Origin of the sequence: Halobaculum litoreum, from assembly GCF_030127125.1 — an archaeon.
GTDB lineage: Archaea > Halobacteriota > Halobacteria > Halobacteriales > Haloferacaceae > Halobaculum > Halobaculum litoreum.
Genome location: NZ_CP126156.1, coordinates 1,695,140 through 1,720,804, shown reverse-complemented (window position 1 = coordinate 1,720,804; position 25,665 = coordinate 1,695,140). Strand labels below are relative to the sequence as shown.

26 protein-coding genes, 1 tRNA gene and 1 pseudogene are annotated in these 25,665 nt (G+C 72.0%); 15 read left to right on the top strand and 13 right to left on the bottom strand.

Annotated features, from left to right (window positions below):
• The first annotated feature begins 44 nt into the window (after positions 1-44).
• From uvrA to P0R35_RS09385, 3 genes are all read left to right on the top strand, one after another.
• Entirely contained in the window at positions 45-3,044 is a 3,000-nt protein-coding gene (gene uvrA / locus P0R35_RS09395) for an excinuclease ABC subunit UvrA (protein WP_284012237.1), read from the top strand.
• Between the two features lie 63 nt (positions 3,045-3,107).
• Positions 3,108-4,109, top strand: a complete 1,002-nt coding sequence (locus P0R35_RS09390) for a WD40/YVTN/BNR-like repeat-containing protein (RefSeq protein ID WP_284012236.1) — start codon at positions 3,108-3,110, stop codon at positions 4,107-4,109.
• A gap of 156 nt (positions 4,110-4,265) precedes the next feature.
• Positions 4,266-5,345, top strand: a complete 1,080-nt coding sequence (locus P0R35_RS09385) for a geranylgeranyl reductase family protein (RefSeq protein ID WP_284012235.1) — start codon at positions 4,266-4,268, stop codon at positions 5,343-5,345.
• Between the two features lie 279 nt (positions 5,346-5,624).
• Here the strand turns inward: P0R35_RS09385 and ygfZ are convergent, their stop codons facing one another.
• A complete protein-coding gene (gene ygfZ / locus P0R35_RS09380) occupies positions 5,625-6,728 on the bottom strand; it encodes a CAF17-like 4Fe-4S cluster assembly/insertion protein YgfZ (RefSeq protein ID WP_284012234.1) in 1,104 nt (367 codons plus the stop codon).
• Between the two features lie 67 nt (positions 6,729-6,795).
• Complete coding sequence (locus P0R35_RS09375; RefSeq protein WP_284012233.1) at positions 6,796-7,095, bottom strand: DUF6432 family protein; 300 nt, start codon at positions 7,093-7,095, stop codon at positions 6,796-6,798.
• A 105-nt stretch (positions 7,096-7,200) separates the two neighbouring features.
• On the opposite strand from P0R35_RS09375, the gene P0R35_RS09370 reads away from it, so the two are divergent.
• The 7 genes and pseudogenes from P0R35_RS09370 (at position 7,201) to P0R35_RS09340 (ending at position 13,325) form a co-directional block, all read left to right on the top strand.
• Positions 7,201-8,382 (top strand): DUF7093 family protein, encoded by a 1,182-nt coding sequence (locus P0R35_RS09370; protein WP_284012232.1) that lies wholly within the window; start codon positions 7,201-7,203, stop codon positions 8,380-8,382.
• A gap of 147 nt (positions 8,383-8,529) precedes the next feature.
• Positions 8,530-8,910 carry a DUF5611 family protein gene (locus P0R35_RS09365; RefSeq protein WP_284012231.1) on the top strand — a complete coding sequence of 127 codons (381 nt, stop codon included), beginning with the start codon at positions 8,530-8,532 and terminating at the stop codon, positions 8,908-8,910.
• Positions 8,911-9,136: 226 nt separating this feature from the next.
• Positions 9,137-9,583: a universal stress protein gene (locus tag P0R35_RS09360; protein ID WP_284012230.1), complete on the top strand. Its 447-nt coding sequence runs from the start codon at positions 9,137-9,139 to the stop codon at positions 9,581-9,583.
• A 139-nt stretch (positions 9,584-9,722) separates the two neighbouring features.
• The gene (locus tag P0R35_RS09355) at positions 9,723-10,682 is read left to right on the top strand and encodes an ROK family protein (RefSeq protein ID WP_284012229.1); all 960 of its coding nucleotides are present in this window, start codon (positions 9,723-9,725) and stop codon (positions 10,680-10,682) included.
• Positions 10,683-10,762: 80 nt separating this feature from the next.
• On the top strand, positions 10,763-12,265 hold the full coding sequence (locus tag P0R35_RS09350) for an LVIVD repeat-containing protein (protein WP_284012228.1): 1,503 nt from the start codon (positions 10,763-10,765) through the stop codon (positions 12,263-12,265).
• 124 nt (positions 12,266-12,389) lie between these two features.
• Complete coding sequence (locus tag P0R35_RS09345; RefSeq protein WP_284012227.1) at positions 12,390-12,710, top strand: NifU family protein; 321 nt, start codon at positions 12,390-12,392, stop codon at positions 12,708-12,710.
• Between the two features lie 61 nt (positions 12,711-12,771).
• Positions 12,772-13,325, top strand: a pseudogene (locus P0R35_RS09340) (sugar O-acetyltransferase).
• Positions 13,326-13,353: 28 nt separating this feature from the next.
• Here P0R35_RS09340 and P0R35_RS09335 read toward each other — a convergent pair.
• Both P0R35_RS09335 and P0R35_RS09330 read right to left on the bottom strand, forming a co-directional pair.
• Entirely contained in the window at positions 13,354-14,859 is a 1,506-nt protein-coding gene (locus P0R35_RS09335) for a ribonuclease FAU-1 family protein (protein WP_284012226.1), read from the bottom strand.
• Complete coding sequence (locus P0R35_RS09330) at positions 14,856-15,230, bottom strand: DUF7532 family protein (protein ID WP_284012225.1); 375 nt, start codon at positions 15,228-15,230, stop codon at positions 14,856-14,858. Before P0R35_RS09330 ends, P0R35_RS09335 begins: the two co-directional genes overlap by 4 nt.
• Positions 15,231-15,361: 131 nt before the next feature.
• Here P0R35_RS09330 and P0R35_RS09325 point away from each other — a divergent pair, with 131 nt between their 5' ends.
• Positions 15,362-16,381, top strand: coding sequence for a PrsW family intramembrane metalloprotease (locus P0R35_RS09325; RefSeq protein ID WP_284012224.1), 1,020 nt, complete (start codon positions 15,362-15,364; stop codon positions 16,379-16,381).
• A gap of 22 nt (positions 16,382-16,403) precedes the next feature.
• Here P0R35_RS09325 and P0R35_RS09320 read toward each other — a convergent pair whose 3' ends face one another.
• Positions 16,404-16,760 (bottom strand): cell division protein SepF, encoded by a 357-nt coding sequence (locus tag P0R35_RS09320; RefSeq protein ID WP_276239413.1) that lies wholly within the window; start codon positions 16,758-16,760, stop codon positions 16,404-16,406.
• 193 nt (positions 16,761-16,953) lie between these two features.
• Here P0R35_RS09320 and P0R35_RS09315 point away from each other — a divergent pair, with 193 nt between their 5' ends.
• Positions 16,954-17,670, top strand: a complete 717-nt coding sequence (locus P0R35_RS09315) for a DUF1028 domain-containing protein (RefSeq protein WP_284012223.1) — start codon at positions 16,954-16,956, stop codon at positions 17,668-17,670.
• A gap of 40 nt (positions 17,671-17,710) precedes the next feature.
• Positions 17,711-18,049 (top strand): DUF8070 family membrane protein, encoded by a 339-nt coding sequence (locus P0R35_RS09310; protein ID WP_284012222.1) that lies wholly within the window; start codon positions 17,711-17,713, stop codon positions 18,047-18,049.
• Between the two features lie 63 nt (positions 18,050-18,112).
• On the opposite strand, the gene P0R35_RS09305 is transcribed toward P0R35_RS09310, so the two are convergent.
• Positions 18,113-18,607, bottom strand: coding sequence for an RNA-binding protein (locus P0R35_RS09305; RefSeq protein WP_284012221.1), 495 nt, complete (start codon positions 18,605-18,607; stop codon positions 18,113-18,115).
• 158 nt (positions 18,608-18,765) lie between these two features.
• On the opposite strand from P0R35_RS09305, the gene P0R35_RS09300 reads away from it, so the two are divergent.
• Complete coding sequence (locus tag P0R35_RS09300) at positions 18,766-19,095, top strand: DUF7562 family protein (protein WP_284012220.1); 330 nt, start codon at positions 18,766-18,768, stop codon at positions 19,093-19,095.
• A gap of 114 nt (positions 19,096-19,209) precedes the next feature.
• Positions 19,210-20,538, top strand: coding sequence for an RNB domain-containing ribonuclease (locus P0R35_RS09295; RefSeq protein WP_284012219.1), 1,329 nt, complete (start codon positions 19,210-19,212; stop codon positions 20,536-20,538).
• Positions 20,539-20,580: 42 nt separating this feature from the next.
• Here the strand turns inward: P0R35_RS09295 and P0R35_RS09290 are convergent, their stop codons facing one another.
• From P0R35_RS09290 to P0R35_RS09260, 7 genes are all read right to left on the bottom strand, one after another.
• Complete coding sequence (locus P0R35_RS09290; RefSeq protein WP_284012218.1) at positions 20,581-20,766, bottom strand: hypothetical protein; 186 nt, start codon at positions 20,764-20,766, stop codon at positions 20,581-20,583.
• A 269-nt stretch (positions 20,767-21,035) separates the two neighbouring features.
• Positions 21,036-21,107, bottom strand: a tRNA-Ala gene (locus tag P0R35_RS09285).
• Positions 21,108-21,170: 63 nt separating this feature from the next.
• Positions 21,171-21,779 carry a rhomboid family intramembrane serine protease gene (locus tag P0R35_RS09280; protein WP_284012217.1) on the bottom strand — a complete coding sequence of 203 codons (609 nt, stop codon included), beginning with the start codon at positions 21,777-21,779 and terminating at the stop codon, positions 21,171-21,173.
• Between the two features lie 126 nt (positions 21,780-21,905).
• Positions 21,906-22,220: a 30S ribosomal protein S10 gene (gene rpsJ, locus P0R35_RS09275; RefSeq protein WP_277553849.1), complete on the bottom strand. Its 315-nt coding sequence runs from the start codon at positions 22,218-22,220 to the stop codon at positions 21,906-21,908.
• Positions 22,221-23,486 (bottom strand): translation elongation factor EF-1 subunit alpha, encoded by a 1,266-nt coding sequence (gene tuf, locus P0R35_RS09270; protein WP_284012216.1) that lies wholly within the window; start codon positions 23,484-23,486, stop codon positions 22,221-22,223.
• A gap of 252 nt (positions 23,487-23,738) precedes the next feature.
• Complete coding sequence (locus tag P0R35_RS09265; protein ID WP_284012215.1) at positions 23,739-24,713, bottom strand: homoserine dehydrogenase; 975 nt, start codon at positions 24,711-24,713, stop codon at positions 23,739-23,741.
• Entirely contained in the window at positions 24,710-25,330 is a 621-nt protein-coding gene (locus tag P0R35_RS09260; protein ID WP_284012214.1) for an amino acid-binding protein, read from the bottom strand. Before P0R35_RS09260 ends, P0R35_RS09265 begins: the two co-directional genes overlap by 4 nt.
• Positions 25,331-25,665 lie beyond the last annotated feature (335 nt).

Here is a 25,665-nt window from a genome sequence, read left to right as displayed (position 1 = left end):
GCCGTGCGTCACCGAGTAGTCGCCCCCGAACGGGGTGACGCGTAGTGCCCAAGGAGTTCATCGAGGTCCGCGGCGCCGAGGAGAACAACCTCAAGGACCTCGACGTGGAGATCCCCCGCGAGCAGTTCAACGTCGTCACCGGCCTGTCGGGGTCGGGGAAGTCGTCGCTGGCGTTCGACACCGTGTACGCCGAGGGCCAACGCCGCTACATCGAGTCGCTGTCGGCGTACGCCCGGAACTTCCTCGGGCAGATGGACAAGCCGCAGGTCGAGAGCGTCGAGGGGCTGTCGCCGGCCATCTCCATCGACCAGAAGAACGCCGCCAACAACCCGCGCTCGACGGTGGGGACCGTCACGGAGCTCCACGACTACCTGCGCCTGCTGTACGCCCGCGTCGGCCACCCGCACTGCCCGGAGTGCGGTCGCGAGGTCGGCGAGCAGTCCGCCCAGCAGATGGTCCGCCGCGTGTTCGAGTTGCCCGAGGGCACCCGCGCGATGATCGCCGCGCCCGTCGTCCGCGACCAGAAGGGCGCCTTCGAGGACCTGTTCGACGAACTCGTCGCCGACGGCTACTCGCGCGTCGAGGTCGACGGCGAGCAGTACGACCTCTCGCTGGAGCGCCCCGAGTTGGACGAGAACTACGACCACACCATCGACGTCATCGTCGACCGCGTGACGGTCCGCGAGGCGGATCGCTCGCGCATCACCGACTCCGTCGAGACGGCGCTCGACGAGGCGGAGGGCGTCCTGAAGGTGATCCTCCCGGACCCGCCGGAGGACACGGATCTGGGCGGCAACCGCTCGCGCTCGACGGGTGACCTCGCCGGCGAGGGCGACGACCGACTGGTCGTCGAGTTCTCCGAGGACCTGGCGTGCAACCACTGCGGGATCGACTTCTCGGAGATCGAGACGCGGTCGTTCTCGTTCAACTCCCCCCACGGCGCCTGCCCCGAGTGTGAGGGGATCGGCTCGACGAAGGAGGTCGACGAGGACCTCGTCGTCACGGACCCCTCACAGCCGATCAAGCACGTGTTCGAGCCGTGGAGCTACAACCGCTCGTACTACCGCACCCGACTCGACAACGTCGCCGAGCACTTCGGCGTCGACGTGGAGACGCCGTTCGAGGAGCTGACGGAGTCACAGCAGCGCCAGTTCCTCTACGGCACCGACGACGTGGTGAACTTCGAGCAGCAGACGCGCAACGGCGTCCGCCGCAAGACCCAGCGCTTCGAGGGCGTCATCCCGAACCTCGAGCGCCGGCACGTCGAGACGGACTCCGACCGCACGCGCGAGCACATCGAGGAGTTCATGGCCGTCACCACCTGCCCCGAGTGCGAGGGGACGCGTCTGAAGCCCCAGTCGCGGTCGGTGTACGTCGACGGCACCGCCATCACCGAGGTGAACCGGCTGTCGATCGGCGACGCGCTCGCCCACTTCGAGGGGATGGAGGAGACGCTCACCGAGCGCGAGCGCACCATCGCCACGGAGATCCTCAAGGAGATCCGCGCGCGCCTCGGCTTCATGGAGGAGGTCGGGCTGGAGTACCTCACGCTCGACCGCGAGGCCTCCACCCTCTCGGGCGGCGAGAGCCAGCGCATCCGCCTCGCCACGCAGGTCGGCTCCGGCCTCGTCGGCGTGCTGTACGTGCTCGACGAGCCGTCGATCGGCCTCCACCAGCGGGACAACGACCGCCTGCTCGACACGCTCGAAGGCCTGCGCGACCTGGGCAACACCCTGCTGGTCGTCGAGCACGACGAGGCGACGATGCGGCGCGCGGACAACATCATCGACATCGGGCCCGGGCCGGGCAAGCGCGGCGGCGAGATCGTCGCGCAGGGCGACTTCGACGACATCGTGAACACCGACGCGTCGGTGACGGGCGACTTCCTCGCGGGTCGCGAGGTCGTCGCGGTGCCGGAGACGCGCCGCGGCAGCGACGCCGCGCTTACCGTCGAGGGCGCGCGCCAGCACAACCTGAAGGACGTCGACGTGGACATCCCGGTCGGACAGTTCACCGCCATCACGGGCGTCTCCGGGTCGGGCAAGTCGACGCTGATGCACGACGTCCTCTACAAGGGGCTCGCCCGCGAGATGAACGACAACACGGAGGTCGACCCCGGCGACCACGACCGCATCACGGGGATGGACAACATCGAGGGGGTGCGCCTCATCGACCAGTCGCCCATCGGGCGGACGCCGCGCTCGAACCCCGCGACGTACACCGACGTGTTCGACTACATCCGCGAACTGTTCGCGGAGACGAAGCTGGCGAACCAGCGCGGCTACGACAAGGGCCGCTTCTCGTTCAACGTGAAGGGCGGGCGCTGTGAGGAGTGCGGCGGGCAGGGGACCGTCAAGATCGAGATGAACTTCCTGTCGGACGTCCACGTCCCCTGCGAGGAGTGCGGCGGCGCCCGCTACAACGACGAGACGCTCGACGTGACGTACAAGGGCGCTACCATCGCCGACGTGCTCGACATGAGCGTCGACGAGGCGTACGACTTCTTCGAGTCCCACTCCGGCCTCGAACGCCGGCTCGGCCTCCTGAAGGACGTCGGGCTCGGCTACATGCAGTTGGGCCAGCCGTCGACCACGCTGTCGGGCGGGGAGGCCCAGCGCGTGAAGCTCGCGGAGGAGCTGGGGAAGAAGGACGCCGGCGACACGCTGTACCTGCTCGACGAGCCGACGACGGGCCTCCACAAGGCCGACGAGCGGAAGCTGATCGACGTGCTCCACCGGCTCACCGACAAGGGGAACACGGTCGTCGTCATCGAGCACGAACTCGACCTCGTGAAGAACGCCGACCACGTCCTCGATCTGGGCCCCGAGGGCGGCGAGGGCGGCGGCGAGGTCGTCGCCGCGGGCACCCCCGAGGAGGTCGCCGCGAACGACGACTCCCACACCGGCCGCTACCTCCGCGACTACCTCCCGAAGGTCGACGCCGAGGGGCCGCGCTCGGACCGCCGGATGCCCGCGCTCGCCGCCGAGGAGAGCGAGGGCGACGACGACGGCGACGCGGTCGAAGTGCCCGCGACGGACGACTGACGCGGCGGCGACGCGCTCGGCGCACGCACCCGACTTTTGACAGTTCGGCGCGAACGGAAGGCTATGACCACCGTGTACGCCGCGATGCGGGACCACTTCGTCGTCGTCGACGCCGACGGTGCCGAAACGACCGCGGCGGCGTCGCTCGACGGTCGCTCGCTGGAGTGTGTCGCCGTCCACCCCGAGGCGTCCGACCGCGTGTTCGTCGGCACGTTCGGGTCGGGGCTGTGGCGGTCGACCGACGGCGGCGCGTCGTTCGAGCGCGCCGGCGCGCAGGCGATCGAGCAGGACGCGGTGACGGCCGTGCGCGTCGCTCCGAACGCCCCGGACCGGATCTGGGCCGGGACAGAGCCGTCACGCGTCTACCGGTCGGACGACGGCGGCGAGACGTGGACCCACTGCGACGGCCTGAACGACCTCCCCTCCAGCGACGGGTGGGCGTTCCCGCCCCGTCCGCACACCCACCACGTCCGGTGGATCGAACCCGACCCGGCGGATCCGGACCACCTGTACGTCGCCGTCGAGGCGGGGGCGCTCGTCTCCACCCGCGACGCCGGCACGACGTGGGAAGATCGCGTGCCCGACTCCCGGCGCGACACCCACGCGATGGCGACGCACCCGGACGCCCCCGACCGTGCGTGGTGTGCCGCAGGGGACGGCTACGCCGAGACGAACGACGGCGGCGAGACGTGGACCCACCCGCAAGCGGGGCTCGATCGCACGTACTGCTGGAGCGTCGCCGTCGACGCCGGCGACCCGGAGACCGTGCTGGTGTCGGCCGCACGGGGTGCGTTCGAAGCCCACACCGCCGAGCGGGCCGAGACGTACGTGTACCGGCGCACCGGCGACGACGACTGGGAGCGGCTCGACGACCGGGGGCTCCCGCTGGGCGAGGGGGTGACGCGGCCGGTGCTCGCGGCCGGTGCGGCCGGAGCGTTCTACGCCCTGTCGAACCGGGGGCTGTTCCGGACGGGCGACGCGGGCGACTCGTGGACCGAGGTGTCGGTGGCGTGGCCCGACCGCGCCCGCGAACAGACCGCGCGTGGGCTCGTCGTCCTCCCGTAAGCTCATCACGCAAGCCGGGACCAGACGCCCCGTGACGTAGCCAGCTACCGCGCGGCGTCCCGCGGGTGTGTGGCCGCCCGCCGCGTGCCGGATTCGGCCACCTGTCAGCCCGCGACGACCCACGAGATATATCTCCGTCCGCACGAACCAGCGGGTATGTACGACTTCGTCGTGGTCGGCGTCGGTCCGGCGGGCGCGCGCTTCGCCCGGCGGGCCGCCGAGGCCCACTACGACGTGCTCGCGCTGGAGAAAGGCGAGGTCGGCGAGCCCCTCGCCTGCTCGGGGCACGTCTCGACGGACGTCTGGGAGTACGTCCCCGCGGACGCGAAGGAGCGCCTCCTCCAGAACCGCGTGTACGGCGCGGACTTCCACGTCGGCGGCGCCGCCTCCCCGTCGCGGCGCTTCTACAAGCGCGAGGAGATCTCCAACGTTATCGACCGCGTCGAGTTGGACCGCACGCTCGCGACCGCCGCCCGCGACGCCGGCGCCGACGTGCGCGAGGGCCACACCGTCACCGCGGTCGAGGAGCGACCGGGCTACGTCGAGGTGACCGCCAGCGTCGGCGGCGACGAGGAGACGTTCGAGGCGCGGATGGTCGCCGGCGCCGACGGGCCGGTCTCGCGCGTCCGGCGGCAACTCGACCTCCCCGAACCGGCCGAGAAACTGCACGGCGTGCTCGCGTTCGACGACGAGGCCGACCACGGCGACTACGTCGACGTCCACCTCACCGCCCCCCGCTTCTTCGCGTGGCGCATCCCGCGCGGCGACGCCGGCGTCGAGTACGGGCTCGCGGCGCCGCCGGGGCACGAGGTGAACGACCTGTTCGACCGCCTCACCGACGAGTACGACGTGGAGACGGACCGCTTCTGCTCGGGCGCCATCCCGATCGGCCCGCCCGAGCGGACGACCGCGACGCGGGGGTTCCTGCTCGGCGACGCCGCGGCACAGACGAAGCCGTTCACCGGCGGCGGCATCCTCTACGGGATGCGCGCGGCCGACGTCGCCGCCGACGTGATCGACCCGCAGGACCCGAACACCCTCCCGCGCTACGAGGAGGGGTGGCGCGAGGAGTTGAGCCGCGAGATCCGGTTCGGCCACTGGATCCGGCGGGCGTACTCGCTCCCGGAGCCGGTGCAGCGCGCGGGGCTGTGGGCGCTCTCGGGCGAGATCGGTGTCCACATGGACGAGCCGAGTTCGTTCTTCTCCCGGGAGCACCTGAAGAAGCTGTTCTCGTAATCGGCCGTCGACGCGTTCGACCTCGTCGGTTCCGCGTCGATCACCGCTACCGTGACAACGACCGCGGAAGCCCCCGCCGGCGTCGACTCGGTGCGGGCGGCGCGCTCCTCGACTCGTTCGCTTCGCTCACTCGTCTGCGGTGCTCACCGCTCCGCGCCGTCGTCGACAACGGCGGCCCCTTCCAGTCCCACCCAACGGGAGGTCCGTCGAGCGTCGCGGCCGGACGCCCGCCTGTACCGTCGGGAGGAGTCGGGGGCCGTCGCGTGCGGATTTCCCGTGTTACGCCTGTTCGGCGGCCTCGGGGTACGTCGGCAGCCGAAGCGACCGCGCGCTCCCGTCGACGAACGGCAGGTCGGCGCGCTCGGCGGCGACCTCGTCGCCGTCGACGCGAACCGTCAGGTCGCTACCGTCGGCGTCGAAGTCGAGGTACGCGAGCGCGATGGGGCCGCCGACGCTCGGGGAGTCGACGGCTCGGGTCACCTCGCCCACGGACGCGTCGCCGTCGAACACCGCCGCGCCCGGGCCGGGGAGCGCGTCGGGCCGGAGGCCGACGAGCCGCTTGCTCGGGCGCCCGCGGTTCTCCACCTTCGAGACGACCTCCTGGCCGACGAAACAGCCCTTCTCGAAGTCGACCGCGGAGCGAACCCCCGCGACGTTGGGGAGGCGCCCCCGGAGTTCGGCGTCGAACTGCGGCGTCCCCGCCTCGGCGGTGAGCGTGTCCCACGTCGCGTAGCCGAACGGGGCCGCGTTCAGCCCGCGGGTGAGGAGCGTGTCGAACACGTGCGCGGCCTCCTCGGCCGCGCAGACGACCTCGTACCCCTCCTCGCCGGTGGGGTTGTCGCTCGCGATCACGGTGACGCCGACGTCGTCCATCCGGCCGCGGACGAAGCTGAGTTCCGGTTCCGGGGAGCCCGCCCCGTTGAGCACGGACGCGATCTTCTCGGTCGAGGTCGGCCCGTGGACGCCGAACACGCCGAAGTCGGCGCTGGCGTCCCGAAGCTCCACGTCGTCGATGAAGACCTTGTCCTCCCAGTCGTCGACGAGCGGCCCGGCGCGGTCCGGCGGCGTGAACAGCAGGAGACGCTCGCCGGCGTTGTACACGAACAGCTCCGTCTCGATCGCTCCTTGGGGGTCGAGCAGGAGGGCGTAACACCCCTCGCCGTCGGCGCTCGGCACGCGGTTGGAGACGGCGTTGTCGACGAACTCGACGCGGTCGTCGCCCGCGACGACGACGACGCCGTACCCCATCTCGATCACGCCGACGCCGTTGCGGACGGCGCGGGCGGCGGCGTCGGGGCGGCCGTAGTCGGCGACGACCTCGCGGCCGCCGCGGTCGGTGAACGTCGCGCCGTGGTCGGCGTGGACGTCGGCGACGAGACTCATACCTTCACGCAGGCCCGCGGGCGGCAAAAGGGGACCGGAAGGGACGGCACCCCCGCGACGAGGCCCGCTACAGTCCCAGCCTCCGGCGGATGACGTCCAACAGTCCCGGGTCGTCGTCGAACGCCTCGCCGTGCTCCGGGACGACGCGCTCGTCGGGGTAGATGCGGACCCGGCCGTTCGCCTCCTCCACGTCGATGAGTCCGGCGGCCTTCAGCGCGGACAGCGCCGACTCCACCTCGTCGATGGTCGCGTCGACCCCGGCGCGCAGCTCCAGCACCGTCATCCCGTCGTCGGCGCGCGCCACGAGCGCGTCGAGAACCGCCACCTCGGTGTCGTCCCGGTCGCGGAACTCCGGCGGCACCCTCATGTATCGGCGCTCGCCCGGCGACGGCTTACGTGTACCGGCGCCGACGCGTGCCAGGCGTCGGACGCGAGCGAACGCTTTTATGGCCTACGCCGATTCGTAGGCACAATGGGACTCAGATGTCTCCTCGGCCACGACTTCACCGAGCCGAGGACCGAACGGGACCGAGAGGAGCGGGGGGACGAGGTCGTGGTCACGATCACGGAGGTGAAGGAGTGCCGTCGCTGCGGGGAGACGCGGGTCGTCTCCGAGAACAAGGAGGTGACCGCGGTCGAGAGCCGAGTCGCGGCTCCCGACGACACGCCGACCGAGCCGACCGAAACGGCCGGGACCGGAGTCGACGTGGGCGCCGATCCCGGTCCGACGGAGACCGGGGCGGCGGACACGGCCGTCGCCGCCGACGCAGACGCCGACGGCGCCGTCGCCGGGGACGACGACTTCGACCACCCCGCCGCGGACGTCCCCGAGGAGGGGCGGTCGCCGGCGTCGAGGAGGACGCCGAGATCATCGGCGGGGCGGACGCGACCGCCGAGGGGGATCCCCGAGGCGACCGCGGCGGACGCCGACGCCGACGCCGGCGGCCGGGGCCACGGCGAGTGGCCCGACGCGGACGCGAACCGCAAGGGTGACGAGTCGGCAGCGGCCGCCGAGCCCGGCCCGTGGCCCGACGACGGGACGGCGTCCGCCGCGGACGCGGACACGGACGCGGACGCGGCCCACAGCCCCGCCGAGGGCGAGGCCGAGGACGTCGAGTTCATCGGCGACGACGACCCGAGCCCGGAGGACCGGGCGGCCAACGAGGCCCGCACCGACGTGGTACCGGACGCCGACCGCGCCGACGAGGCGGGCGCGGCCGGCGGCGACGACGCCGAGTTCATCGACGGCGAGGGCCCGGGTGCGTGGCCCGAACAGCGCGGCGACGACGAGGGGTACGACGCCGAGGTCGGCGGCGACGACGGGTCGGTCTCGGTCGACGGCAACCTCACCCCGCGCGTCGACGGCGACGCCGCCGCGGACGAGGGCGACGGCGTCGAGTTCATCGAGGCGGACCCGTCGGCCGGCCGGCCGGCGCCGGCCGCCGACAACGGGTCGACCGCCGAGCCGGCGGGCGAGGCGGACGGGGCGAGCCGTCCGCAGGTGGAGTTGACGACGACCGCCGACCGGATCGAGACCGTGTACGTCTGTCCCGACTGCGGCAACCGCGAGCCCGTCGGCGCCTCCTCGATGCGCGCGGGCGACATCTGTCCCGACTGCAAGCGCGGCTACATCGAGGAGCGCGAACTGCAGTAGCGGGACGCGAGCCGTCCCGCGTTTGGACGCGGGTCGCGGTCGCCGCCGTCGGGGCGAGCGCTCCCCTTTCGCTCGTGTCCGGTCCCGAGACACGTCACAGCGCCGTCTGACGAAACGTGTTTACCGTCCCCGAGCAAACGGCGGGGTATGAAGGAGTACAAGATGCGTCGCGGCGAGCACTTGGAGGACCGGATGCCCGACCTGAAAGCCGAGATCGAGGAACGGTTCGGTCCCGTCAGCGGCACCGAGGAGTTCAACGGCCACGACCTGTACGTCGTCGACGAACCCGACAACCCCGTCTTCGAGCGCATCGTCGCCGGCCCGGCGAAGTACTCGGGCAAGAAGGACAAACTCGCCGTCCACTTCGAGGAGCGCGACCCCACCGAGTTGAGTCCCGACGAACTCGAGGCCGCCGGCGAGGCGGTGGACAAGAAGAACCAGTTCCTCCTCGACGCCACCGGCCGCGACGCCAAGTCCCGCCGCGACTCGCTCAAACGGGAAGTCGAGGACGACGCGCCCGACTACTGACCGCCGCTCACACCGACCCTTCTCCCGTGAGGGGCCGTCGCCGCGACGGATCCCCCCTCCGACCGGACGGCGACACCACCCGTCGCATCTCCCCGGCTCCAGCGCGTGGTCCGTGGTCACACTCCACCACACACCCGATGTCCGCCGGTATAGTCCGTGATAAACAGTTACTCGGGTTCGAGTAAATCCCCGTCACACTTTTGACCTCGGGGGGAGTACGGAAGGTATGAGCATCGAGACGATCCTCCTGACAGTGAAGCGCGACGACGGCGACCGCCTCGAGTACATGGTCGAGGAGGCGATCGGCCTCGCGACCCAGACGGGCGCGTCGATCGTCGTGGCCCACGCCTTCGAGACGCAGTCCGACGTCGACGACGCCCTGTCGGCGCTCGAGGGCGTCGACGGGACGCCCTCGGACGTGGCGCGGCGCCTCGGCAGCGTCAAGCGCGTCACGAAGGCGATCGAGGACGCCGGCGTCGAGTACGAGGTGGAGGGCGTCGTCGGCGACCCCGGCGAGGCCATCGCCGCGTTGGCCGAGCGCGTCGACGCCGACCGCGTGTTCGTCGGCGGCCGCAAGCGCTCGCCGACCGGGAAGGCGGTGTTCGGGTCGACCGCCCAGCAGATCCTGCTGTCGGCGCCGTGCCCCGTGACGTTCGTCCGCGAGGCGGAGTAACCCCGCCGCGCGGCTCCCCCGGAGCCGTTCGCGTTCCTCCGTTCCCTCCGTTCCCGCGCCCGCCGAGCGACGGCCGTCTCGCGGGCTCCCGTGTGAGAAAGCGGTATCCGTAAGTGGTGCCGCCGTCACACCGCGAACGATGGCCTACTACGTGGGCGTGGACCTGGGGGCCACGAACCTCCGCGGCGTCGTCGGCGACGACGAAGCCGACATCATCGCACGGGCCGAGACCGAGACGCCGCACACCTCCGGCATCGCGATCACCGAGGCCGTCCTCCGCGTCGTCCGCGAGGCGTGTGCGACGGCCGACGTCGCCCCCGGCGTCGTGGCGGCCGCCGGGATCGGCTCGATCGGCCCGCTCGATCTGGCCGCGGGGACCATCGACGGCCCCGCCAACATCCCCGACGTCGGCCGCGTCCCGCTTGTCGGCCCGCTGAGCGAACTGCTCGACACCGACCGGGTGTACCTCCACAACGACACCAACGCGGGCGTCATCGGCGAGCGCTTCCTCAGCGACCGCAACCCCGACGACATGGCGTACGTCACCATCTCCTCGGGGCTGGGCGCGGGCGTGTGCGTCGACGGCAACGTCCTCTCGGGGTGGGACGGCAACGCCGGCGAGGTCGGCCACATGGTCGTCGACCCCGACGGCGCGATGACGTGCGGCTGCGGCCGCGAGGGGCACTGGGAGGCGTACTGCTCGGGCAACAACATCCCGAAGTACGCCCGCCACCTCGCCGACGCCGAGGACGTCCACACGGACATGCCCGTCGACGCCCCCGACTTCTCCGCCGTCGACGTGTTCGAGGCCCACGGCGGTGACCCCCTCGCCGACCTCGTCGTCGACCGCGTCGCCGACTGGAACGTCGTCGGCTTCACCAACCTCGCGAACGCGTACGCGCCGTTGATGGTGCGCGTCGGCGGCGCCGTCGCGCTCAACAACCCCGACCTGATCCTCGACCCCGTCCGCGAGCGGCTGGAGGAGACGACGTTCGTCAACGTCCCCGACGTCCGGATCACGAACATGGGCGACGACGTCGTCGTCAAGGGCGCGCTCGCGTCCGCCATCACCGGCGGCACCGGCGAGCGGACCGCGTAGCCGGCTCACGGGACCGTCCCGTCGCCGCCGCCCTCCCACCCCGCCGCTACCCCTATCAGCGTCCGCGCCCAGATGCCCGTATGCGACGACGCCACGCCCTCCGCGTCGCCGGGGCCGCCCTCGGAGCGGGCGTCATCGGTCGCGCCGCCCCCGGCCGCGCGCGGTCGGCCGACGAGGGGTACGGGCCGCTCGGCTCCGTCGCCGTCGGGGGCACCCGCGAGGCCGTCGTCTCCGCCGACGGCGCGACGGCGTACCTCGCGCTCGGCGACGGCTACGCGACGGTCGACGTGTCGGACCCCGCCGCGCCCGCCGTCCTCACCGAGCGCCGCGACCTGCTCGCGGACCGCGCGGACGGGCCCCTCCGCCTGCTCAACGACGCGAAGGTGTCCGGCGACCGGCTCGTCGTCGTCGGCCCCGCCCACCCCGGCCGCGACGTCCCTCACGGCGTCCTGATCGTCGACGTGTCGGAGCCGGACGCCCCGGTCGAGGAGGGGTTCTACGGGACGGAATTCCCGATCCACAACTGCGCCCTCGACGGTCGCTACTGCTACCTCACCGGCAACGACGGCGAGACGAACCCGCTCGTCGTCGTCGACCTCGACGCGGGACGCGAGGTCGCGCGCTGGTCGATCGCCGACCGCGACGACGACTGGACCGACGTGCGGTCGGGGCTCCGGACGGTCCACGACGTGACCGTCCGCGACGGCACCGCCGCCCTCGCGTACTGGGACGCTGGCACGTACCTGCTCGACGTGTCCGACCCGACGGCGCCCGTGTTCCTCGGAAGCGTCGACCCCGGCGACCCCGCCGCCCTCGCGGACGCCCACCCGCGCGAGGGCGTGATCCCGCCGGGCAACCACCACTACTCGCTGCTCGCTCCGGGCGGCGACCTCCTCGCCGTCGGGCGCGAGACGTGGGCCGTCGAGTACGACGGCGCGGTGCTCGGCGGCCCCAGCGGCGTCGACCTGTACGACGTGTCCGACCCGACGGCCCCCGTCCGCCGCGCGACGGTGGCGCCGCCGGCCACCTCCGACCCGACGTTCGGCGGCCTGTGGACGACCGCGCACAACCTCGACCTCCGCGGGGACGTCCTCTACACCTCGTGGTACCAGGGCGGCGTGAAGCGCCACGACGTGTCCGACCCGAGCGACCCGGTCGAGGAGACGTGGTGGGCGGCGCCGGACCGCACGCGCTTTTGGACCGCCCGGCTCGCGGTCCCCGGCGAGTCGTTCGTCGCGTCCTCGATGGGCGTCCGCGGGGACGGCGGCGCGGACGCCGGGCTGTGGACCTTCCCGGACGCGCCGGGGCTCGGCGGCGACCGCTCGGCGATGACCGCGGCCGCGACCGGCTCGGCGGCGTCGACCGGGATGCAACGCCCGACGACCGAGCCGACGGCGCCCCCGACGGAGGGGCCGGCCGCCGCGACGGAGGCGTCGCCCCCGACGACGGCGACCGGCGAGTCGCGGACCGCGACGCCGGGGTTCGGCGCCGTCGGCGGGGTCGCCGGCCTCGCGGCCGGGGCGGTGCTGGCGGCGCGACGGGCACGACGGGCACGACGGACACGGCGCCGCGACGACGGGTGACCGCCGTCGCAGCCGGCCGTCGCCGGACGGATCCGTCTCGAACGACCGTGACGGAGTTTCTTCCGGGGGTGGGGGGTGTCGCGGAACCGCAAGCTTTCAACCCTCTCGTACCCAACCCCGTGGTATGAGCGACCTCGCGGAGCGCGTCGAGACGTGGATGGTCGGGCAGATGCCGATCATCCAGATGCACGGCGGGACGAGCGTCGTGCGCGAGGCCGACCCCGAGGAGGGGGTCGTTGTCGTCGAACTCGGCGGCACGTGCTCCGGCTGCGGCATCTCGGACATCACCGCACAGAACATCAAGCGCGACCTGATCATGGACTTCGACGAGGTGCAGGAGGTCCACGTGAAGGTGCCCGACACCGGCGACATGGGCTCCAGCACCGTTGAGGGCGGCCGCGGCGGCGACCTGCAGTTCTCCTCGGAGTCGGCCGACCACTTCTGACCGGGCGCTCCGCCCGGCCGCGGCGCGTGGTTCTTTCTCCCCCGGGCGCGAGGTCGGTGCCGTGCCGAGCGAACGCGAGCGCATGACCGCCGGCGAGCCGTACGACCCCCACGACCCCGAGCTCGTCGCCGACCGGCGGCGTGCCCGGCGGCTCACGGGCGCGTACGAGGACACCGCCCCCGGGGAGTCGGGCCGCCGCCGCGACCTCCTCGCGGAGCTGTTCGGCTCCCTCGGCGACGACGTCGCCGTCGAGCCGCCGTTCCGCTGCGACTACGGCTACAACGTCCACGTCGGCGACGCCTTCTACGCGAACTTCGACTGCGTCGTCCTCGACGTCGCGCCCGTCGAGTTCGGCGACCACTGCCAGTTGGGGCCGGGCGTCCACGTCTACACCGCCACCCACCCGCTCGACGCGGCGGCGCGCCGGGGGCGGGAGTCCGGCGAGCCGGTCACGGTCGGCGACGACGTCTGGGTCGGCGGGCGCGCCGTCCTGACGCCCGGCGTTGCCGTCGGCGACCGCGCCGTCGTCGGCGCCGGCGCGGTCGTCACCCGCGACGTGCCGGCGGACACGGTCGTCGGGGGAACCCGGCGCGAGCGATCCGGGAGCTGGAGTGAGTGGCCGGACGGCGACCGCCGGCGCCCGCTACAGCGCCCGCTCCAGCGCCGACGCCACGCTGCGGGCCTTCTCCGCGAGCTCCTCGGTGAGTTGGCCGCGCGCGACCGCCTCGTCGAGTTCGTCGTCGTCGACGCGCTCGACGCGGCCGTCGGCGTGTTTCACCACGTCGACGTGGAGGTCGACGTACCTGACCGTGTCCGGGAACACCTCGACGGGCGTGCAGACGTTCACGTACGTCCCCTTGCGCTCGCCGTCGGCGTTCCGGTAGACGGTCGGGTACCACCACCGCCCCTCCCGGACCGTCGTCGTCGCCACGTCGCCGGACTCGCGACGAACGTCCAGCGCGTCGTACGTGCCGCCCGCGCTCATCCGCCGTTCGAGCGTGAGCGACCCCTCGACGGGGTCGAGCGCCGTCACGTCGCCGCGGCCGAGGACGATGAGCCGGCCGTCGGGCTTCCCGTGGCCGATGGCGACGCGGTCGCCCTCGGTCGGCCCGAACTGGTCGGTGACGACGCCGAACGGGAAGTCGGTACCGCCGTCGTCTTCGTCGCCGTCGTCGCCGTCGTCGCCGTCGTCGCCGCGCCCGCCGAACGAACACAGCGCCTCGGCGAGGTCGACGCCGGCGGAGGCCGACCGGGAGGCCGCCTTCGTCCGGTGGTGGCCCGGCATCGTACCGGTCACCCGTCCGCGCACGCCGTCGAGGGCGAACCGACACGCACGGCCGAACCACACCCACGCGCCCGCCGTCGGCGACGCGAGCCGGCCGGGCTCCCCGGCCGGCTCGTCGAGGGCGTCGTCGAGCGTTCGCGCGCGGTCGCTCGCGCGCTCGAGCGCGGCCGACAGCGCGTCCATGTCCGCCTCGCGGGCGTCGCGCGACCACTCGATCCCCCAGCCGTCGGGGACGTCCGGCGAGAGGAGGTCGGTCATCCCGGCGAGTTCGCGGGCGTCGGCGTCGTCGGCGCCGCTCACGCGCACGCCGTCGCGCCCGGGGACGAGCGTCGCCAGCCCCGTCATCGCCCGGACCCGGGTGTCGAGCGTCGGGCGGTCGTCCGCCCACGGCGCCGTCGGATCCAGCACCTGCACGCGGACGAGGTCGTCCGCGGCGACGTGGTCGTCGGCGTTGCCGTACGGGAGGAACCCCTCCCCGCCGTCGCCGAGGTCGACGACCGCGCCGCTCCCCAGCGTCTCGGCGACGACGCCGTCGAACACCGCGCCGAGGGGGGCCGGGTCGTCCCACGCGAGCGCGTCGATGCCCACGCCGAGCAGGTGGTCCCGGAGGTCGCTCACGGCGTCGGGGTCGCCCGCGACGCCGACGCCCTGCCGGTCGTCGGTCGTGTCGACGCTCGCGTCGTGGTCGGCCGCCGGGAGGGCGGCGTCGAAGCGTCGCCGGATCGGCGGGCTCGCCTGCACGACCTCGTGGCCCGCGTCGAGGAACGACCGCGTCAGGGCCGTCGCGTAGATGCCGCGAACCCGGACGCTGTGTCCCCCGGCACGGTCGTCGGCCCCGCCCCCGTCGCCATCGGCGCCGCTCATAGCGCTTCGGGGTCGGTCGCGAACCTGACGCGGTCGTGGATCGACGGGCCGAGCGTCAGTTCCACCGTCTCGTCGTTCAACACGCGGCCGTCCTCGACGGGGACGCCCCAGCGGTCGAACTTCAGGTACCCCCGCAGGTCGGCGGCGTGGGTGTACACGTCGAGGTGGTCGACGGCGTGTTCGCGGACGCCGCCGTCCGAGTGGGCGGTGTCCATGTCGGAGTAGTACGTCCCGCCGCCCTCGAAGAAGTCGGCGAGGTCGGCCGCGGCGTCGTCGACCGCGTCGGCGACGCGCTCGGAGGCCGCCCGGAGGTCGTCGGTGTCGAGCCCGACCTCGCGGAGCGCGGCCTGTTCGCGCGGGTCGAAGTGCATACGCCGGCTTGGGGGGGCGGTGTGTCAAACGTACCGGTCGTGTGTGACGCGGCGTGTCCCGGCGGCGTCCCCGTCGCCGGTCCCCATCGGATAAGACACAAGTCGCAGGCGCGTGTCTCACCCGGCACACGATGGCCAAGAAGGAACGGACGGACCCCATCGAGGAGCGGGCGGACGCCTCGGTGGACCTGTACGACGTGGCGACCTGGGAGGAACGGACGTCGCTGGACGGACTCGCCGTCGCCATCTACCGGCTCCTCTCGGGCTCGGCGCGGGTGGCGGTGATCCTCACGGCGTTCGTCCTCCTCCTGGCGATCGGGGGGTTGTCGGCCGTGTCGACGCCGGGGATCGGCGTGTTGACCGTCCTGTCGGCGGTGCCGGCGCTGGCGCTGGCGGCGTACGTCTACCGCACGGACATCACGACCAGCGAGCCGCTGAGCATCCTCGTCGCGACGTTCCTGCTGGGCGTGCTCACGGCCAACTTCGCGGCGATCCTCAACTCCGTCGCCCAGCCGTACTTCCAGCCGATCGGGTTCCTCGGGACGGTGCTGTTCTTCTTCCTGATCGTCGGGCCGGTCGAGGAGACGGTGAAGCTGCTCGCGGTGCGGCTGTACGCCTACGGCCACGACAGCTTCGACTCGGTGCTCGACGGCGCGGTGTACGGGGCGATGGCCGGCCTCGGCTTCGCGTTCATCGAGAACGCGCTGTACATCTCGCGGGGGATCGAGGGGACGGGCGGGCTCGACCTCGGGCTGGGTCTCATCGGCGTCGGGGGCGGGATCACCTTCACCCGGGCGCTGGCGGGGCCGGGGCACGTCATCTACTCGGCGTTCGCGGGCTACTACCTCGGGTTGGCGAAGTTCAACCCCGAGAACCGCGGCCCGATCGTCGTGAAGGGGCTGCTCATCGCCGCGCTCATCCACGCGACGTACAACTCCACGGTGGGCATCGGCTCGGCCGTGGTCAACTCCGTCGTCGGTCTCCCGTCGCTGGCGTCGTCGTTCGTGTACATCGCGCTGTTCGACGGGCTGTTCGCGCTGGTGTTGCTGCGGAAGATCAACCGCTACCGCGCGGCCTACCGCGCGGCCCACGAGTCGGACACGTCGCCCGACGAGGCGCGCCGCTCGGAGCTGACGGAGTTCGACGCCTGAACGCGGGAGAACCGGGGTCGGCCTACTCGCCGAGCTTCTCGCGGCTGACCGTCACGCCCGTCGGCGTGATGATCAGCTGGTCGTCGCCCTTCTGGACGATGTCGCCGTCGACCTCGCCGACGACCTGGCGCAACTCGTCGATGATGCGCTCGACCGTCTGGTCGGTCGTGGAGTGGCGCGTGATGTCCGCGATGACGAAGTCGCCGTCGTAGACGGCGTCCTTGATGTCGATCACGTCGCGCTGGTCGGCGATCTCCGCGATGTGCACCTGCATCCCCGCGCCGCCGCGGGCGCTCTCGAAGTCGTCGAGGTCCAACTCGACGTAGTCCTCGGCGCTGTGGGTGCCGCCGCCGCCGAGGATCTTGCTCATGATGCCCATGTACACTTGTGAAAACCCTCCACCCATAAGTCTGTACGTCGGACACGCCGCACACGCGCGTCGGACGCGCGACGACGCCGCGCCGTTCCGCCGGCGTCGCCGACCGACACCGCGCCGCAGGGGCGCCCGCCCGCGGTCGGACGGCTTCCGGGACCCCCGGACTTTTGCGGCGACCGGCCCGACTCGCGCCCGAATGACCTTCAGCATCTGCGTCCGCGAGGAGTACACCGACGACGACGGCGAGCGACAGACCCGCTTCGGCGTCGCCGTCACCACCCGGCTGCCGGGCGTCGGCACCCTGTGCCCGTTCGCCTCGGAGCACGGCGCGGTGGCGACGCAGTCGCTCGTGAACGTCGAGTTGGGCCGCAAGGGGATCGCGTACCTCGACGACGGGCTCGCCGTCGAGGACGCGCTGCAGTCGCTGCTCAACGCCGACGACGGCGCCGCACAACGACAGCTCCACGGCGTCGACGCCGACGGGACGTTCACCTTCTCCGGCGAGGAGTGTCAGGGCTGGTACGGCCACACCGGCGGCGAGAACTACACCGTCGCGGGGAACCTCCTCGCCGGCGAGGCGGTGATCGAGGCGGTCGCGAGCACCTACGAGTCGGACGCCTTCGGCGACGCGCCGCTGGCCGAGCGACTGATCGACGCGCTCGAGGCGGGCCACGCCGAGGGCGGCGACAAGCGCGAGCACCTCCCGGTGCAGTCGGCGGCGCTGATCGTCGAGAACACCGAGGACGACCCGTTCGGCGCGTACTACGACGACCTCCGCGTCGACGCGACCGAGACGCCCGTGGCGGACCTCCGGGAGACGTACGAGACCGCCCGCCGCGGGCAGGAGATCCTCGAGGCGGAGTACGCCGAGGAGGCCGAGGACGACGTCGAGGGGGACGACGCCGGCGACTGACTCCCCCAAGGGATTTGGTCTTGCTCGCTCGTGTCGCCGTATGAACTGGCCGCTCGTCAGGCGCGGCGTGCTCCGCTACAGTGTGGTAGCCGCCGGCGGGGTCGTCGCGGCACTCGTCGCGGCGTTCGGTCCCTCCGTCGCCGTCGGGACGTTCGTCGCCGGGCTCGTGGCGCTGTTCTGGGCGACCGCGGGGGACGGGAACGTCCGCACGACGACGGCCGCCTCGAACGCGGACTCGATGGGCGTGACGGGAAGCGTCCGCGACGCGCGCGAGGACACCCCCGGCGCGCTCGACTCGGACGTCCGCGTGTTCTTCTTCGGCGTCGGCCTGCTCGTGTGCAGTCCGGTCGCCGTCGCCGTCGCCGTGGTTCTGCTGTGAGTCGGTCCGGGGCGGGGACGTGTCGCCGGTCGCGAGACGCGGCCGTGACGCGCCCCGTCGTCCTCAGACGGCGAACTCGAAGAGGTCGTCGCCGACGTGGTGGAGCGACTTCACGACCTTGCCGGCGTCGCCGACCATCTCGTCGCCGTCGACGAGCGCGCGGCCGACCCCGAGCACCTTCCCGTGGGTCTCCTCGGCGATCGCGACGAGGTCGCCCTCCCGGATGCCGTCGTCGGCCTCGACGATGCCCGGCCGCATCACGTCGGCGCCGTCGGAGACGAACGACACCGCGCCGGCGTCGACGGTGACGACGCCGCGCTCGGGCGGGTGGGCGTTCGCGCCGCTGACGGTGACGAACGGCTCGCGCCCGCCGTCGTCACCCTCGTAGTACAGCACGTCCGGGTCGCCGTCGACGAGCACGAGGTCGAACGGGGTGTCGGTCAACTCGACCAGCTCGAAGGAGTCGCCGGCGAGGTCGACCCCGAGGCGGTCGGCGAGCGCCTCGCGGATCTCCGAGACGGCGTCGCTGCGGAGGTGGTGCCGTGACTTGACCTGCATACTCCGTGGTGCGCGCGTGCGCCGGATAAATCGACCGCTCGGCGTCCCGACCGCTCCCGGACCGCCGCCGGCGGCGACCGGGGAGCATCGTGCTACGACACGACGCGAACGGCGGTCCCACGACAAACGCTAAGTCCGCCCGCGCCGCAGTACGTTCCATGTGGGGTTCCCGGCGGGACCGGGACCGGTCCGCCGTCGTCTGCATCGCCTGTGGGGAGTCGCTGGCCCGCGAGGACGCCCGGGAGTACGACAAGGAGGGCGACCGGTGGAGCCGACGCGACAAGGAGTTCGAGTACCTGTGTAAGGAGTGCTACCGCGAGCTGTCCCACCAGCCGCGCGGCGACCTCGAGGACCTCCTCGCGGACGTCGAAGCCGCCGCCGGCGGCGACTCCCAGGAGGCGTACGTCGCGGCCTACCAACACGAGGTCGTGCGCCGCTACGGCGACCCCGAGGCCGACGCCGAGGACACCGACCGCCAGAGCGACTGACCGCTTCTCGCGGGCGGAACGGCGCCGGAGCGCTCCCGCGGCGGCCGTCGCCTCGCGCCGGGCGGCGACGCGCCCCCCGAAACCCTCAGGTACCGCACTCCCGTACGCCGGCGCATGAGTGACGCACAGCAGGACGAGGAGCCGGACCCGGGCAGCGCCGAGGCGCAGGGGCCGGTGACGATCACCGAAGGGCTCGCGGACGCGCTGGCCGACAAGCGCGAGTCGCTGTTCGCCGAGTTCGAGATCCGCGACGAGTTCCCGCCGGCGGTGATGCGCGAGGCGAAGGACCGCACCGAGGGCGTCCAACAGGAGATCCGAGACGAGGTGGACGAGCGACGCGACCTCCGTGACCTGACGACGTGGACGACCGACCCCGCCGACGCGCAGGACTTCGACGACGCCATCTCCATCGAGGAGCACGACGACGAGTACCAGCTGTGGGTCCACATCGCCGACGTGAGCCACTACGTCCACCCCGACTCCGCGATGTGGGCCGAGGCCGTCGAGCGCGGCAACACGGTGTACCTCCCCGGCTACACCATCCACATGCTCCCGCCGATCCTCGCGGAGACGGTGTGCTCGCTGGTGCCCAACGAGGACCGCCTCGCCCACACCGTCGAGATGCACCTCGACAAGGAGACGCTGAGCTTCGACACGCTCGACATCTACAAGTCGGTGATCAACTCCGACGAGCGCCTCACCTACAAACAGTGCGAGCGCCGGCTCGAGGACCCCGAGGCCCCGCTGCACGAGAAGTGCACGCTCGCGTACGACGTGGCCGACCAGCTCCACGAACAGCGCAAGGCGGACGGCTCGCTCGTGCTCAACCCGAGCCGCGACCGCGCCCACACGATCATCGAGGAGTGCATGCTGAAGGCGAACAAGGCGGTCACCCACGAGCTGATGTGGAACCGCGGGGTCGAGGCGATGTACCGCGTCCACCCGCAGCCCACCCCCGAGCAGTGGAACAAGGCGCTCAAGGAGATCCAGGAACTCGACGGCGTCTCCATCCCCGGCGGCTCGTGGGACGACCCGCGCAAGGCGGTGAACGCCGCGCTCGAAGCGGCGCCCGGCCGCCAACTCAACAAGATCCAACGCGCCGTGCTGAAGGTGATGCCCCGCGCCAAGTACATGAACGACCCGTTCGGCGGCCACCACGCGCTCAACTTCGACATCTACGGCCACTTCACCAGCCCCATCCGCCGCCTCTCGGACCTCATCAACCACTGGATCGTCCACGAGAACGACGTGCCCGAGAACCTGATCGAGCTGTGTGACAGCGCCTCGGACAAACAGAAGGACGCCGAGACCGCCGAGCGGCTGTACAAGCAGTTCATGCAGGAGGTCGGCCTCGACCCGTACGCCGTGAACAACCGCGGCGTCGAGGTGATGGACGACCCCGAGGACGCCCAGTACGACCGCCCGGACACCGTCCCCGAGTAGCGACCGAGCGGCCGGCCGCTCGGCGCACGGCGCCGCGCTCGCCTACTGCTCCGCGACGACGACGAGGTTCGTCCGTCCGCCGCGGCGCTCGAGGTGGACCCGACAGTCGGTGCGGCGGACGAACGACTCGACCTCGTGGACGCTCGTCTCGCTCACGTCGATGCGCGCTCGCGTGCCTGTTTCGACCTCGACGCGTTCGGGATGGGCGACGACCGGACTCGTGCTCATACCTCGTCCCTGGACGGGAGGGGACTTGTACGCGAGCCACGCGGAGTGTAAGTGAAACCGGGGTACGGCGTCGACCCAACGCGAGCGGGCCGGGGCGGCGCCTCGGCGCTCGCCACGCGGCCGGTCCCGGACGCCGGTCGCACGCGTCCGTGCGAGGAGGTCCACCACCCGTGGTCTCCGTGCGTTCGCGGGACACGGCGACGACCGCAGTTGCTGGAAACCGACGACGGTCGTGTCGGCTCGACGGAACCGACACGGGAGAAGCGGGATGGACTCGCTGGGATTTGAACCCAGGGCCTCTTCCTTGCGAAGGAAGCGATCTACCACTGATCTACGAGCCCGCACTTTTCGAGAGTCCGGGACGCCACTTGAGGGTTCCGTTTCGCCCCGCCTCCGTGCGTTCTTCACACACGCAACAGCCGCAGACGGCCCGCGACGACGCCGAGGAGGAGCCCGACCAGGTGGGCGACCAGCGCGCTCCCGGCGGGGCTGAACGCGAGGGTCACGGCGAGCGCCGCGACACCCACCGCGACGACCACGACGCGCGGCGGGACGCCGAGCCGGGCCGCGACCCGGCCGAGCGCGTCGGCGGCGGGGTTGGCGGCGGCGACGTAGCCGACGAGCGCGAACGCGGCGCCGCTGATGCCGACGACGCCCGTCGGCGCCACGAGGCCGCCGATCCAGACCTGCGCGAGCCCCGCCAGCGCGCCGGTGCCGAGCACGAACGCGTGAAACCGGAGCCGGGTCGTCGCCGCGGCGACGGGCACGCCCGCGACGACGACTACGACCGCGTTCGAGAGGAGGTGGCCGACGCCGGCGTGGGCGTACACGCTCGTCGCGATCGTCCACGGGTGGGCGAGCGTCGGCGGCGACAGAACGAACAGGAACGCCGCGAGCGGCCGTGCGACCAGCCCGACGACCCAGAACACCGCCGACACCAGCGCCATCGCCACGAGCGTCTCGGCGACCGGGCGGAGGGAGCGAGACCGCGTCGAGGACCGGACGGCGGACATACCCACGCTGGGGGTCGCGTCGACAAAACCGTGCCGCCGCCCGACGGCGCAGACGCTCGCGAGGGCGAAAAACGTGAGAACGGTCGTCGGTGACGGGGGACCCGTACGGGTCCGGTGCGCCTCAGGTCAGTCCTCGAGGACGATCTCGATGGAGACGTCGTTCGGGACCTGGATCCGCATGAGCTGACGGAGCGCGCGTTCGTCGGCGTCGATGTCGATCAGCCGCTTGTGGACGCGCATCTCCCAGTGCTCCCACGTCGCCGTCCCCTCGCCGTCGGGGGACTTGCGCGACGGGACCTCCAGGGTCTTCGTCGGGAGCGGGATGGGGCCCGACAGCGCCACGCCGGTCTTGTCCGCGATCTCGCGGACGTCGGCGCAGATGTCGTCCAGGTCGTCGGGGCTCGTGCCCGCGAGTCGGACGCGCGCTTGCTGTCCGGGCATTTACCGCTCGTTGACGGAGAGCACCTTGCCGGCCGCGATGGTCTGACCCATGTCGCGGATGGCGAAGGAGCCCAGCTCCGGGATCTCGCTGGACGGCTCGATGCTGATGGGCTTCTGGGGGCGCACCGTCACGATGGCGGCGTCGCCCGACTTGATGAAGTCCGGGTTCTCCTCGGCGACCTCGCCCGAGGACGGGTCCAGCTTCTGGTCGATGGACTCGATCGTACACGCGACCTGCGCCGTGTGGGCGTGGAAGACCGGCGTGTACCCGGCCGTGATGACCGACGGGTGCTGCATGACGACGACCTGCGCCTGGAACGTCTCGGCGACCGACGGCGGGTCGTCGGCGGGGCCACAGACGTCGCCGCGGCGGATGTCGTCCTTGCCGACGCCGCGGACGTTGAAGCCGACGTTGTCGCCGGGGCCCGCGTAGTCGACCTCCTCGTGGTGCATCTCGATCGTCTTCACCTCGCCGCCCACGTCGGACGGCTGGAAGGAGACGTTGTCACCCGAGCGCATCTCGCCGGTCTCGAGGCGTCCGACGGGGACGGTCCCGATACCCGAGATGGTGTACACGTCCTGGATGGGCAGACGCAGCGGCGCGTCCGTCGGCGGCTCCGACTCCGGCAGGTTGTTGAGGGCCTCCAGGAGGATCTCGCCGTCGTACCACGACGTGTTGTCGGAGCGCTCGGCGATGTTGTCGCCCTCGAACGCCGAGATCGGGATGAAGCTCGCGTCCTCGGTGCCGAAGCGGACCTGCTTGAGGAGCTGCTTGACCTCGTCGACGACCTCCTTGTACGTGTCCTCGGAGTAGTCGACGACGTCCATCTTGTTGATGCCGACGATGAGCTCGTTGATACCCAGCGTGCGGGCCAGGAACACGTGCTCGCGGGTCTGGGGCGCGACGCCGTCGTCTGCCGCGACGACGAGCACCGCGTTGTCGGCCTGCGAGGCGCCCGTGATCATGTTCTTCACGAAGTCACGGTGGCCCGGGCAGTCGACGATGGTGAAGTAGTACTGGTCGGTGTCGAACTCCTGGTGGGCGATGTCGATGGTGACACCGCGCTCGCGCTCCTCGGCCAGGTTGTCCATGACGTAGGCGAACTCGAAGCCGCCCTTGCCCTTCTCTTCGGCCTCCTCTCGGTGCTGTTCGATCACGTGCTCGGGGACGCTCCCTGTCTCGAAGAGGAGCCGCCCGACGAGCGTGGACTTCCCGTGGTCGACGTGGCCGATGATGGCCAGGTTCTGGTGGGGTTTGTCGCTCATTGTGGAATCAAGCGCTGAGGCGCTCTGTAAGGACGTGTAACGTCCGAACGCCCTAAAACCATTTCGATACGGCAGGGAGGGCACCCCGACGCCCGCTTGCGATTAGGTCGTGTGTACCCCTCACGTGTGTGGTGGTTACACGGGTACTGACGGGTCCCCGTCGCTCCCCGATCTCGGCGTTCGATCCTGACGAGAACACTCGAAAACAACGCCCGCCGACCGGGCCCGCGACGGTCGGCGGCCACCGCGGGGTTACTCCAGTCGCGCCACGTCCGCCAGCACCGCACTCGCCGTCTCCTCGCCGCCGGCGCCGCGCCCGGAGATGGCGAGCCCGCCCGCGTACTCGTGGTCGATCTCGACGATGTTGCGCGTCCCCGTCACCGCGAGCGTGCCGTGCTCGGGGACGAGCCGCGGCCCGACGCTCACCCGGTCGCGGGTGGCTTCGCCGACGAGCCGGACGGTGCGCCCGTCCTCGGCGGCGAGATCGAGCGCGCTCCCGGGGATGTGCTCGATCCCCTCGACCTCGGCGTCCGCCAACGTCACCGCCGCGTCGCGCAGCTCCGCGAGCGAGTCGCAGTCGGCCTCGCGCAGCACGTTCGCGACGATGACGCACTTGAGCGCGGCGTCGGTCCCCTCGACGTCGAAGGAGGGGTCCGCCTCGGCGACGCCCAGGTCCTGCGCCTCCGCGAGGACGTGGTCGTAGTCGAGCCCCTCGGCGGCCATCCGCGACAGCACGAAGTTGGCCGTCCCGTTGAGGACGCCCCGCACCGCCGAGACGTGTTTCGCTCCGAGGTCGTCGACGGTCGCACACACCGGGATGGCGCCGCCGACGGTCGCCTCGAAGTACACGTCGCCCGCGGAGTCGGCCTCCAGTTCGCGCACGTCGGCGTACCGCTCGGCGACCGGGCCCTTGTTGGCGAGCACGACGTGGCGGTCGCGCTCCAGCGCCGCCCGGAGGTGCGAGAAGCCCGGCTCGGCGTCCCCGAGCGTCGTCGGCGTCGCCTCCACGAGCGCGTCGTACTCGGCCGCGAGCGCCTCGTCGGGCTCGGCGTCCCCGAGCGCGTCGCCGGCGTCCTTGCGCGCGAGCGCGGCGTCGGCGTCGACGCCGGCGGGGTCGACGACCGCCGACGAGGAGTCCGCCAGCGCCGTCACCTCGTGGCCGTACTCGCCGGCGAGTTCGGCGACCGACCGGCCGACCGCGCCGGCGCCGAGGACGGCCAGCCTCATGGCCGACCCTCCAGCGGGGCGATGACGTCGATGTCCTTCTCGGCGGCCACCTCGCGGACGGTCTCGACGACCGCGGGGATCTCCCCGGCGCGGGCGCGCAGCCGGAGTCGGGCGCTGGAGTGGGCCTCCGAGCCCGCCCCCGCCGGCGCCGACAGGTCGATGTCGGCGACCGACGCCCCCGAGCGGTTCTGGATGCTCTTGAGCGTGTCCGACAGGTCCGTGTCGACGAGGTGGCCGACGAGCACCAGCGTCACCTCGTCGCCGTACTCCTCGGCGTCGGCCTGGATCACGTTCACGCCGCGCTCGCGCAGGTCCTCGAGGATCGGCTCGAAGCGGGCGGGCGGACACTCGATGTCGACCTCCACGGGGATCCGGCCGCGCGGCGTGAGGCTCCCGCGCTCGTGGAAGATCGACAGCAGGTTCGCCCCGTTGTCGGCGATCGGCTCCAGCGCAGCGAGCAGCTGTCCCGGCTCGTCGACCAACTCGAGGCGGATCGTGTGCGCCTGCAGCGTCGTCTCGTGACCGCCGTCGGTCTCGGCGTCCTCGTCGTCGGCCGCCGCGTCGGCGTCGCGATCCACCGGCGGCTCGTCGGGGGCTGGCGTCGACTCCGACGGCATCTACCGCGCCCTCCGTTCCGCGCTCGGCTCCGGTGACGGCGCCCCGACCGGGTCGTCGCCCGCGGCCCGTGTCCCGGCGAGGGGTGTGGCGTCGACCCGAATAATTGTGATCGGCGTGCGGGGCTGGGTGGGCTGTCTGCAGCCGTCGCGCCGACCGTGGGTCGTGCCACTTGGCATACTGCATCCGTGTAGACGAGGAGGTGATAAGCCTTCTTCCGTGGCGATGCTTGCCAGTGTGTGAACGACCCTGTGAGATAGCCGACGATCCGTCGGCGGATCCGGCCCGTCGGCGAGGGTTCGACGGCGCCGGCGCGGTCGCTGGGCGGCGCGGCGTC